Source organism: Streptomyces sp. NPDC101118 (genome assembly GCF_044759445.1).
Taxonomy (GTDB): Bacteria; Actinomycetota; Actinomycetes; order Streptomycetales; family Streptomycetaceae; genus Streptomyces.
On the sequence record NZ_JBIVZG010000033.1, the window covers coordinates 58,017 to 69,544 of the forward strand.

Here is an 11,528-nt window from a genome sequence, read left to right on the forward strand (position 1 = left end):
CTCCCGGTCACCGGCCGGAGGTCCGGTGTCACAGCCGATGATCTCCCTTTGGTGCATTCAACAAGTCACGGGGGCTCGTGCGTGCATCTTTGCGAAATCGGGGGAGGCGGCGTGGGCGGGTCCGGCTCGGGAGGAGCGGACGGGGCCGGCGCGGGACTGCGGGCCGCCGTGCCCGCCGAGCTGTCGAGCTTCGTCGGCCGGGAGCGAGAACTGGCCACGACGCTGGCCCTGCTGGCCACCGAGCGGCTGGTGACGCTGACCGGCCCGGCCGGCATCGGCAAGACCCGCATCGCGGTCCGCGCGGTCCGCGTGCTGCGCGAGCGACCGGTCGTGGCCGACGGCACCGGGGCCCCGGCCGCCGGTCCCGACGTGGTGTGGGCCGACCTCTCCGGGCTGCCCGAGGACCGCTGGGCCGCGCTGGAGGGCCGGCTCCTCCGCGAACTGGCCGGGCGGCGCGTCCTGCTGGTGCTGGACGGCTGCGAGCAGCTGGGCGACCTGTGCGCCGGGCTGGTGGCGCAGCTGCTGGTGCGGCTGCCGGGGCTGCGGGTGCTGGCCACGTCCCAGCGCCGGCTCGGCGTGCCGGGCGAGACCGGCTTCGCCGTACCGCCCCTGGCCGTGCCGCCCGCCGCCGCGTCGCCCCAGGGTGTGGTGCCGCAGGCTGTGGCGTCCCGGGGCGTGGCGGCCCCCGTGGGCCGACCCGACGCCGTCGACTACCCCGCCGTACGGCTCTTCGTGGAGCGGGCCCGCGGCGCCGACCCGTTCTTCGAGATCACGGGGCGCAACGCGGAACCCGTGGCGCGACTGTGCCGGGCCCTCGACGGCATCCCGGGCGCCCTGGAGCTGGCGGCCGGGCGGCTGCACCAGTACGCGCCGGAGCAGGCGCTGCGCCGCCTGGAGTCCGACCCCCTCGGCTTCCTGGCGGGCGGCGCCGGCCGCGGCACCCGGGCGGACGCCGAGCGCAGCCACCGGCTGCTGTCCCGGGACGAGCGGCTGCTGTGGGAGCGGCTCTCGGTGTTCGCCGGCTCCTTCGACCGGGCGGCCGTCGTGGCCGTCTGCGGGTTCGGCCGGCTGGGCCGGGACGCCGCGGCCGCCGCCCTGGGCCGGCTCGCGTCGGGCCTGCTGCTGGACGCGGGACCGGGCCGCTGGCGGCTGCCCCTGTCCGTACGGGCCCACGCGGCCCGGCTGCTGCTGGCGCGCGGCGAGAACGCGGAGGCGGTGCGGCGGCACTACGACTGGTACCGGACGGTGGCCGAGCGCGCGGCCCAGCTGTGGCGGGGCGGCAGCCAGCGGGAGGCCCGGGAGCTGGCCCTGCGGGAGCTGCCCGACCTGCGGGCCGCGATGAACCCGATGGCAGGTCCGGGTCCCGCCGCCACGCTGGAGATCGCGGTCGCCCTGTGGTTCCTCTGGATGGCCTGCGGCCTGCTCACCGAGGGACGCCGCCACCTCGAACGCGCCCTGGCCCTGCACCCGGCGCCCCGCCCGGCGCGGGCCCTGTGGCTGAACGCGTGGATCGCGGGCTGCCTCGGCGAGTGCGACGGCGCCGATCCGCTGCTGGTCGAGGGCTGGACGGCGGCCGTGCAGGAGGGGGAGGACACCTGCCTCGCCTACCTGGCGCACGTGCGGGGCACCGTGGCGCTGTGGGAGCTGCGGCCCGCCGACGCCGTCACCGAGTTCGCCGAGGCCCTGGAACTGCTGCCCGCGGAAACGGAGTTCGGGCCCGGACGGGCCGCGCTGGCCGCCTCGTACCTGATGGCTCTGGCCCGCACCGACCCCTTGGCGGTGCCGGTGACGGACGCGCCGCCCGCCGGGGACCGGTGGGCGCGCTCGTGGTTCGGGTACGCGCACGCCGAGGTGCTCAGGCGGGAGGCGCAGCAGGGGGCCGCCCGGGCCGAGGTGCTGCGGGCGCTCGGGGCGCAGCTGGCGCTGGGCGACGTACTCGGCCAGGCCGCCGCGGGGGAACTGCTGGCCGCGCTGGAGACCGACCTCGGGCGGCACCGGGACGCGGCGCGGCTGCTGGGTGCGGTGGACCGGATCCGGGCCGGGTTCCTCAAGGACCCCAGGGCGGCCGCGTACTGGGCCCGGGGGCGCGCCCCGGCGGAGGAGGTGCTGCGGGCCCGCCTCACCGAACCGCTGTTCGCGCGGGCCTACGCGGCCGGGGCCCGGGCGGGCCTGCGTGCCCTGCTGCCGGAGTCCGGCGAGGGCTGAGCGAGGGCTGAGCGAGGGCTGAGCGAGGGCTGAGCGAGGACCGAGCGAGGGCAGGGGGGAGGACCGGGCCAGGTCCCGGCAAGTGCTGACTCCACCCCTCCGTTTTTGGTCATGAAACGGTCATCAAATTCGTCGTGGGACGCAGAACCGGGCGCCCTGACGAGGCGTGATACCGCTCGACGCGTGCACCGGGCACGTCATGACGGGGGGTCAGAGTGGAACCCAGAACAGCAGTGAGAAGGACGGCGCTCGCCGCCACGGCGGTCGTGGCGCTGATCGCGGGGACGGCCCCGGCCGGCGCCCTGTCGGCGGCGCAGGCCCCGGACCCGGCCGCGAAGCCGGCCGCACGGAACGCCGCGGCGGCGCGGGCGGGGGCGTCCGCGGCCGTCACGCTCGTCACCGGGGACCGCGTCCACGTCGGCGCCGACGGCCGCGTCGCGCGCATCGACCGCGGCGAGGGCCGCGAGGGGATCGTGTTCTCCGTGCGGCGCGAGGGCGCGCACACGTACGTCGTCCCGCAGGACGCCCTGCGCCTGCTCGCCGACGGCGTCCTCGACCGGCGGCTGTTCGACGTCGCCCAGCTGGTGCGGGACGGCTTCGGCGACGCGCACAGCGCCACGCTGCCGCTGATCGTCCGCTACCGGCAGGGCGCGCCCGTCCGGGACACCTTCTCCGGGCTGGCCCGCGACCGGCGCCCGCTGCCGGCCGTCGGCGGCGAGGCGCTCACCACGCCGAAGGCGCAGGCCGAGGCCTTCTGGTCCCGGGTCACCGGCGGCGCCGACGCCCTCACGGCCGGAGCGACCGCCGCGACGGCGCCCGTCGAGCGCCTCTGGCTCGACGGCCGCGTCCGCGCCACCCTCGACAAGAGCGTGCCGCAGATCGGCGCGCCCGCCATGTGGCAGGCCGGCTACACCGGCAAGGGCATCACCGTCGCCGTCCTGGACACCGGGGTCGACCAGACCCACCCGGACCTCAAGGGCGTCGAGAAGGCGGAGAAGAACTTCAGCAACTCGCCCGACAGCAAGGACCGCCACGGGCACGGCACGCACGTGGCCTCCACCATCGGCGGCTCGGGAGCCCGGTCGGGCGGCCTCTACAAGGGCGTGGCGCCCGGCGTCCGGATCCTCGACGGCAAGGTCCTCGGCGACGACGGCTTCGGCAACGAGTCGGACATCGTCAGCGGCATGCAGTGGGCCGTCGACCAGGGCGCCAAGGTCGTCAGCATGAGCATCGGCGGCCAGGACGGTCCCGACGTCGACCCGAAGGAGGACGCCGTCGCCCGGCTCTCCTCCAAGGCCCTGTTCGTGGTGGCCGCCGGCAACGACGGCGACAAGAACGGCACCGTCAACTCGCCCGGCAGCGCCCCCGCCGCCCTCACCGTCGGCGCGGTCGACAAGCAGGACCGGCTCGCGGAGTTCTCCAGCCGCGGCCCCACGGCCACCGGCGTCCTGAAGCCGGACGTCACCGCCCCCGGCGTCGACATCACCGCCGCCCGGACCACCCAGGGCCCCGACGGCCCGGGCGACGGCTACCTGCCCATGAGCGGCACCTCCATGGCAACCCCGCACGTCTCGGGCGCCGCAGCCCTGCTGTTCCAGCAGCACCCGACCTGGAGCGGCGCCCGCATCAAGGCCCTGCTCACCGCGTCGGCCAAGCCCAACCCGAAGTACAACGCCCTCCAGCAGGGCGCCGGCCGGATCGACCTGGCCCGCGCCCGCACGGCCGTCGTCGTCTCCTCGCCCGGCTCGCTCGACTTCGGCACGCACCTCTGGCCGCACGGCGACGACAAGCCAGCCAGCAAGACCCTCACGTACCGCAACCACGGCACCAAGGCCGTCACCCTCAAGCTGACCGCCGCCGGCAGCGACTCCGCCGGCCGGCCCGCCCCGGCCGGCATGTTCACCGTCAAGAACACGCAGCTCACCGTCCCGGCCGGCGGCACCGCGCAGACCACCGTCACCGTCGACACCCGCAAGGGCACGGCCGACGGCCAGTTCGGCGGCAGCGTGCTGGCCGCCGGTGACGGCCAGTCGGTGCGCACCGGCCTGGCGGTCGTCCGCGAGGTGGAGTCGTACGACATCACGCTGCGGCACAGGGACGAGAACGGCGGGACCCCGGACGCCTACTACGCGACGCTCACCAGGACCGGCGCCGGCGGCCCCGGGGAGCCCATCTACCCGGAGATCGAGGAGGACGGCACCGTCGTCCAGCGGCTGGCCAAGGGCACCTACCACCTGGAAAGCCTCGTGATCAGCCCCGGCACCGACAACCGGATGGCCGTCTTCGTCCAGCCGGTCCTCAAGGTCACCGGCAAGGCCACGGTCACCATGGACGCCAGCAAGGCCAAGCCGTTCGCCGTCACCCCCGCCGACCCGGCCGCGCGCCTGGTCTCCGCCAACGTCGGCTACGACGCGGCCGGCACCGGCGTGAGCGGCAGCTGGGTCGTCGCCGGTTCGACGAAGTTCCGCACCGCCGCGCTCGGCCCGTCCCTGCCCACGCTGCGCGCGCAGTACAACGGCGTGTGGAAGGTGCCCGGCGCCGCCGGCAGGAACGTCGACCACCGCCTCGCCTTCAACCGCACCGGCAGCTGGTTCACCGGCCTGACCCGCACCGTCACCAAGGCCGACGTCGCCGAGGTCCGGCTCGGCTTCGGCGCCTCCGTCACCACCGCCAAGGGCGTGCTCTACGCGTCCCCGGCCGACGAGGCGGGCTACAGCGTCGGCATCCAGGAGTCCACGACCACCCTGCCGGCCGCCACCACGCAGTACCTGAGCACCGAGGGCGTGCGCTGGTCCTGGATCGCCTCCCAGAACAACGCCCGGAACGAAGGCCGCTTCATCTTCACCAAGGGCATGACGGCCTACAAGCCGGGCAAGCGCTACACGCTGAACTTCAACACCGGCGTCGTCGGCCCCGACCTGGCGGCCGGCACCGACCAGGAGGCGGCCCGGACCGGCAACTACGTCAACGCCTACCTCCAGCTGTTCAACGACGGCGCCGGCCACTCGGGCAGCTCCGTGACCACCGGCGGCTTCACCCGCCTGGAATCCGGCGGCAAGGTCCTCGCCGAGACCGGCGCCACCGACTGGCTGAGCACCGAGGTCCCGGCGACGAAGGCCGAGTACCGCCTGACCAAGGAGGCGACCCGGTCGGCCGCGGACACCACCACCAGCACCAAGGTCTCCGCCGTCTGGACGTTCACCTCGGCCCGCCCCGCCGGCGAGGAGACGGCCCGGCTGCCGCTCTCGACCGTGCGGCTCTCCCCGGCGCTGAGCCTGCGCAGCACGGCCCCGGCCGGCAGCACCCTGAAGGTGCCGCTGCACGTGGCAGGCGCGGCCGCGGGCACCGGACGGGTCGCCGTGCTGACCGTCAAGGTCTCCTTCGACGGGGGCACGACCTGGAAGCCGCTCACGGTGACCACCGACGCCGGCGGGGCGCGCTCGGTCAGCGTGAAGCACCCGGCCTCGGCCAAGGCGGTCTCCTTCCGCGTGTACCTCAAGGACAAGAGCGGCAACTCCGTCCTGGAGACGATCACCAACGCCTACCGGCTCGCGCCGTGAGGTGACACCTCGTCACACCGTCCACGAGCCTGAGGCCCGGCCCCGCACGAGCGGGGCCGGGCCTCAGGCCTTCGCGGAACTCCGCCGGTCTACGAGACCGGGCTGAGGTACATCCCCGACGCGTCGGAGCCGGCCGTGTTCCGGCAGGTGAAGCTGCCGGTCGGCTGCGCCCACAGCAGGGAGAGGCAACGGCCCTGGGCGAGCTGCCCGTAGTGGTTCGGGTGCATGGACTCCTGGACCTTGCCCTGCGACTCGCTGCTGTCGATCCAGCGGGCCCACTCGCTCGAAGCGCCCGACGCGGGCACCGTGGAGCTCACCAGCCTGCTGGACGTCGAGCAGACCTCACGGCCCTGGAGCATGTCGCGCAGGTCCAGGAACTGCGCGCCCTTCGCCGCGGCCACGCCCTTCAGACGGTTCGCGATCTGCGGGACGAGGGAGTCGCGCGCCCAGTCGGCGTCCTTGTTCCAGAACGGGCAGCCGCCGGTGTTGACCCGGCTCCAGCCGCTCTCGGAGTACCGGTTCTCCGCCGCCCGCGGGATCGGCGACGGGTACGACTGGAGGATCAGCCGGTACGAGGAGGAGCTGTAGCCGGCCGCGGACATCACGGCACGGATCTCGTCGATCGCCTTGCCGACCTTGGCCATCACGCCGTCGATCTTGGAGTCGACCACGGGCTGCTGGTCGTCGTGGCAGTACGAGTACCAGACGATGTAGTCCTTGGCGCACTTGGCGATGATGTCGGCGAAGCCGAGGTCGTTGCCGCCGATCGACAGGGTGACGGCCTTGACGTCGTTCGCGGCGGCCACGGCGGCGAGCTGGTCCGCCTGGGGGGCCTCGCCCTTGTAGGAGACGCCGCCGTTGGAGGAGCGGAAGACGTTGTCCGTGACCGCGCCGGAGCAGGCCAGGTTGATCAGGGCCTGCGCCCCGGTGCCGGTGGTGCTCTTCACCTCGGCCGAATCGGAGCGGTGGCAGCCGTTGGCCGCCGTCGTTCCGTATACGCGGCTGGGGTCGTACGTGCTGCCGCTGACCCAGGCGCGGTCGGTGCCGTCCCGGCTGCCGGAGTTGGTCAGGCTGTTGCCCTTCCAGCGGCCGGCCTCGCCGGAGATGTAGCTGTCGCCCATGGAGACGATCGCGGTGGGCCCGCTGCCGGGACTCGCCACGGCGCTGCCCGAGCCCGCGGCCAGCACGGAGCCGGCCAGCAGGGGCAGCGCGAGAGCGGCGGCGGCGAGACGCCGGCGGGGGGCGGCGCCGGGGCGCCGGTGGGGGAACGGGGAGGTGCTTGCGGTGCGGGATCCGGTCACTGCGGAACTCCTGCGTTCGGCCGCACCCACGCAGAACGGATCAACGCGGACGCATGGCTGGGGAAGTGGGGGTACCGCCGGCCGGTGGCAAACGGAAAGGTGCCATGGCGCGATTTGTTACCGCTAGGTAGCCGCAGATTTCGATTGGGTAACGCCCGACCGATCGTTCGGCTGAGGTTCTGTCACTTCCCCGGTGGCCGGAATCCCCTGTTCCTGAGGGGTGCTCAGCCACGTGCCCGCTGAGCAGCGGCGATGCCGGCGAGGAGGGTGGGGCCAGTGGGGAGAAGGGTTACCCGCGGTCGCATTCCGGTACCCCGGACCTCCCCGGGGCGGAAAAACCGCTTCGATGCCGACGCGAAACGGGGCCGAAAACGAAACCGCCCCCGGAGTCGGTGACTCCGGGGGCGGCGAGGGGGTCCGGTCGCTGTGCGTTACCGCCCGGACCCGTCCGTCAGCCGACCAGCTGGTCGTACGCGGGGAGGGTCAGGAAGTCCGCGTAGTCGGCGTCCAGCGAGACCTGGAGGAGCAGGTCGTGGGCCTGCTGCCACTTGCCGGCCGCGAAGGCCTCCTCGCCGATCTCGGCGCGGATCGCCGCGAGCTCCTCGGCCGCCACCGCGCGGGCGAGGTCGGCCGTGGCGAGCTCGCCGTTCTCGAAGACCACGCCGGCGTTGATCCACTGCCAGATCTGCGAACGCGAGATCTCCGCGGTGGCCGCGTCCTCCATCAGGTTGAAGATGGCGACCGCGCCCAGGCCGCGCAGCCAGGCCTCGATGTAGCGGATGCCGACCTGGACGGCGTTGCGCAGGCCCTCGTACGTGGGCTTCGCGTCCAGCGAGTCGATCGCGATCAGGTCGCCGGGGGCGACGGCGACGTCCTCGCGCAGCCGGTCCTTCTGGTTCGGCTTGTCGCCCAGGACCGCGTCGAAGGAGGCCATCGCGATCGGGACCAGGTCCGGGTGCGCGACCCAGGAGCCGTCGAAGCCGTCGCCGGCCTCGCGGTCCTTGTCGGCCTTGACCTTCTCGAAGGCGACCTTGTTGACCTCCGCGTCCTTGCGGGACGGGATGAACGCGGCCATGCCGCCGATGGCGTGCGCGCCGCGCTTGTGGCAGGTGCGGACGAGCAGTTCGGTGTACGCCCGCATGAACGGGGCGGTCATCGTCACCGCGTTGCGGTCCGGGAGGACGAACTTCTCGCCGCCGTCACGGAAGTTCTTGACGATGGAGAAGAGGTAGTCCCAGCGGCCGGCGTTCAGGCCCGCGGCGTGGTCGCGCAGCTCGTAGAGGATCTCCTCCATCTCGTACGCGGCGGTGATGGTCTCGATCAGGACGGTCGCGCGGACGGTGCCCTGCGGGATGCCGACGTAGTCCTGGGCGAAGACGAAGATCTCGTTCCAGAGGCGCGCCTCCAGGTGCGACTCCGTCTTCGGGAGGTAGAAGTACGGGCCCTTGCCGAGGTCGATCAGGCGCTGGGCGTTGTGGAAGAAGTACAGGCCGAAGTCGACGAGCGCGCCGGGGACCGGACGGCCGTCGAACTGGACGTGACGCTCCTCCAGGTGCCAGCCGCGGGGCCGCATCACGACGGTCGCGAGCTCGGCGGCGGGCTTCAGGGCGTACGACTTGCCGGACCGCGGGTCGGTGAAGTCGATGCGGCGCTCGTAGGCGTCGATCAGGTTGAGCTGGCCGAGGACGACGTTCTCCCAGGTGGGAGCCGAGGCGTCCTCGAAGTCGGCGAGCCAGACCTTGGCGCCCGAGTTCAGGGCGTTGATGGTCATCTTGCGGTCGGTCGGACCGGTGATCTCCACGCGGCGGTCGTTGAGCGCGGCCGGCGCCGGCGCAACCTTCCAGTCGCCCTCGCGGACCTGTGCGGTGTCCGGGAGGAAGTCGAGGTGGGAGGTGCGGGCGATCTCGGCTCGCCGCTCGGCGCGACGGGCGAGGAGCTCGTCGCGGCGGGGGGTGAACCGCCGGTGCAGCTCGGCCACGAAGGCCAGCGCCGCTTCTGTGAGGACCTCGTCCTGCCGTGGCAGGGGCTCGGCGTCGACGATGGCCAGCGGGGACGGCGCTGGTGCTGACATAGCTGTCACTCCTTCAGCGGCGGTGCCTGGCGGCCGCGAGGACGCTCGTACTGCTCGTATCTGCTCGTGCTGGGCAGGTCGGCCGGTGCCGGGGAGGCCGGCCTGCGGCACGGAGTGCCGCCGGGCGGAGAGAGTTCCTGATGCGGTCGCGGGCGCCGTCTGGGGGTTCAGGGCGCTTCTGACCAGTGGATAGTAATTTCCACGTGGTGGAAGTTCAATGGTTTGTTGATGTCGAGATTCTCTGAGTCGACAGATTCTGGCTCTGAGTGCCACGCCGGTCACGGACCGCGCTCGACCCTCACTCCAGGCGTCGCAGGTCGGAGGGGGTGTCGATGTCGTAGGGCTCGGCGATGTCCGCGCATTCGACCAGAGTGAGGTCCGCCGCGTGGTTTGTCAGGTGTACACGCGCACCGCGGTCCCCGGTCGCGGTCGCGGTGATGTCCGCCCAGCGGTCCGACCCGAACAGGACGGGGTGGCCGCGCTCACCGTCGTACGCCGCGGCGGCGAGCGTGGCGGGGGAGCGGTACGCGGCGAGCACCCGCTTGAGGGCGTCCGGGCCGATGCCCGGCTGGTCGACCAGGGACACCAGGACGGCGGGCGGCACGGGGTCGGCCCCGCCGAGCGAGGCGAGCCCGAGCCGCAGGGAGGAGCCCATGCCCTCCTCCCAGTCCGGGTTGTCGACCACGACGCACCCGGCCAGGTCGGCGCGCTCGCGCACCTCGGCGGCGGACGCGCCCAGCACGACGTGGATCGGCGCGCACCCCGCCTCGCGCAGCACGCGGACGGCGTTCTCGACGAGCGGGCGGCCGTGGTGGGGGAGCAGCGCCTTGGGCCGCCCCCCGAGCCGCCGCCCGCCACCGGCGGCGAGCAGGAGACCGGCGATGGGCGTGGGCTTCGGAACCGGGTTCTGGGACATGCCACGTTGCTTACCACGGGGTGGTGGCGTCCGAGGCCCCGTACCGGTTGACTGGCCCGCGCAGCGGAGGCGCTGCGCGAGGCGCGAGTGGAGAGCGGCGCGGTGGCTGATGTCGCGGGCGAGTACGAGGACCCCCGGGTGGCCGGCCTGCAGCGGGCGGTGAGCCGGCTGCGCCGGGAACTGGCCGCGTACCGCGGCGACTTCGCGGAACGTCACATCGCGGAGGACGAACTCGCCGCCCTCCACGCCATGACCCTGGGCGGCGCGGTCGAAGCCCGCCGCCTGCGCCGGTCACTCCTGGTCGTGGCGGGCGCGATCGGGTCGGTCAGCGCCCTGTCCCAGGCGCTGGCTGAGGTCCGCGGAGCCGTGGAGGCCTTCGGCTGACCGGTCCTGCCCGAACCCCTCCACGTACCGCCTCTGCCACGGCGTCTCCACCGCCCGCGGGTGGTACCGGGCACGCACGTACGCGACCGCCTCGTCCGCGGGTACGCCGTCCAGCACGGCCAGACAGGCCAACGCGGTACCGGTCCGCCCGCGTCCCCCACCGCAGGCGACCTCGACCCGCTCGTCCCCGGCCCGCTCCCAGGCCAGGGTGAGCACCCTCAGGGCCTCCCCCCTGTCGCGCGGCAACCGGAAGTCCGGCCACCGCAGCCACCGGTACTCCCAGGGCACCGCAGCGGGAGGCCGGCCCAGCAGATACACCCCGTACGAAGGCGGGGGCCCGTCGGGCACCCCAGCCCGCAGCGCCCTCCCCCGCACAAGCCGCCCGGAGGGCAGAACCAGCACGCCGGGAGAGCCGGAATCCCAGGAGAAACCCATGCACCCACCCTAAATCCCGCCCGGGACACCAGAGTTCCGCCCAGCGGACCGGAGAGCCGGACATCGGGACCCGGCACCGCAGGGCAGGGCTCGGACCGGCATGATCCGCCCGCCGCATGGCGAAAAGCACGCCGCGGCCTCCCGGCAGGAGGCCTCCGGCACCTGCCTGGCCGTGAGATCCGCTGAGCGGAACTGTCGACAGGTCATCCGCGGGTGCAGACGCCGGGAGGGCTCGGACCGGCATGATTCGCCCGCCAGCACGGGAGAACAACGGCGCAGCCTCCCGGCAGGAGTCAACCGGCACCTTCCGGGCGTTGAGATCCGCTGAGCGGAGGTGATCTGCGGGTCCAGACGCCCGGAGGGCTCGGACCCGGTATCGATGGCAGTGTGGGCTCCCTGATCAGCCCCGGACGGCCTGGCGGCCGCCGGGCCGGCGGGAGCGCGTAGCGATCTGTGGCGGCTTATGAAGGGGCACAGGCGGCCCGGAGGCCGCTGAGACGGCTGGGGGGCCTACGGACGCTGTCGCGTCCGCCCCGTGGGGCGGGGGTTCGCCTTGGTGCAGGGAATCGCACCCGGCACCGTCAGGCCTGAGGTGTCCCCCCTGGGCGTCCTTCCTGGGGGTGTCCGCCGAGGGCTTTGCCTTCCGGGCCGGGGTG

General features: G+C 73.6%; 6 protein-coding genes and 1 pseudogene. 3 read left to right on the forward strand and 4 right to left on the reverse strand.

The features are described from left to right. Nucleotides 1–111: 111 nt before the first annotated feature. Nucleotides 112–2,205: an ATP-binding protein gene (locus tag ACIQUQ_RS33730; RefSeq protein WP_403983715.1), complete on the forward strand. Its 2,094-nt coding sequence runs from the start codon at nucleotides 112–114 to the stop codon at nucleotides 2,203–2,205. 233 nt (nucleotides 2,206–2,438) lie between these two features. Further along, nucleotides 2,439–5,765: a S8 family peptidase gene (locus tag ACIQUQ_RS33735; protein ID WP_403983717.1), complete on the forward strand. Its 3,327-nt coding sequence runs from the start codon at nucleotides 2,439–2,441 to the stop codon at nucleotides 5,763–5,765. A gap of 89 nt (nucleotides 5,766–5,854) precedes the next feature. Here ACIQUQ_RS33735 and ACIQUQ_RS33740 read toward each other — a convergent pair whose 3' ends face one another. The 3 genes from ACIQUQ_RS33740 to ACIQUQ_RS33750 all read right to left on the reverse strand — a co-directional run bounded on the left by ACIQUQ_RS33740 (nucleotide 5,855) and on the right by ACIQUQ_RS33750 (nucleotide 10,053). Further along, nucleotides 5,855–7,066, reverse strand: coding sequence for a GDSL-type esterase/lipase family protein (locus ACIQUQ_RS33740; protein WP_403983719.1), 1,212 nt, complete (start codon nucleotides 7,064–7,066; stop codon nucleotides 5,855–5,857). A 451-nt stretch (nucleotides 7,067–7,517) separates the two neighbouring features. After that, nucleotides 7,518–9,137 (reverse strand): malate synthase A, encoded by a 1,620-nt coding sequence (gene aceB / locus ACIQUQ_RS33745; RefSeq protein ID WP_403983721.1) that lies wholly within the window; start codon nucleotides 9,135–9,137, stop codon nucleotides 7,518–7,520. Nucleotides 9,138–9,435: 298 nt separating this feature from the next. Next, nucleotides 9,436–10,053, reverse strand: coding sequence for an NTP transferase domain-containing protein (locus tag ACIQUQ_RS33750; RefSeq protein ID WP_403983723.1), 618 nt, complete (start codon nucleotides 10,051–10,053; stop codon nucleotides 9,436–9,438). Between the two features lie 102 nt (nucleotides 10,054–10,155). Between ACIQUQ_RS33750 and ACIQUQ_RS33755 the strand changes: the two genes are divergently transcribed. Further along, nucleotides 10,156–10,437, forward strand: coding sequence for a DUF5955 family protein (locus ACIQUQ_RS33755; RefSeq protein ID WP_403983725.1), 282 nt, complete (start codon nucleotides 10,156–10,158; stop codon nucleotides 10,435–10,437). Between the two features lie 9 nt (nucleotides 10,438–10,446). Here ACIQUQ_RS33755 and ACIQUQ_RS33760 read toward each other — a convergent pair. Beyond that, a pseudogene (locus ACIQUQ_RS33760) lies at nucleotides 10,447–10,872 on the reverse strand (protein-tyrosine phosphatase family protein); the annotation flags it as partial. Nucleotides 10,873–11,528: the final 656 nt, after the last annotated feature.

Coding starts and splice junctions, on each gene's coding strand:
- aceB (WP_403983721.1), bottom strand. CDS start 9,137: ATGTCAGCACCAGCGCCGTCCCCGCTGGCCATCGTCGACGCCGAGCCC.
- ACIQUQ_RS33750 (WP_403983723.1), bottom strand. CDS start 10,053: ATGTCCCAGAACCCGGTTCCGAAGCCCACGCCCATCGCCGGTCTCCTG.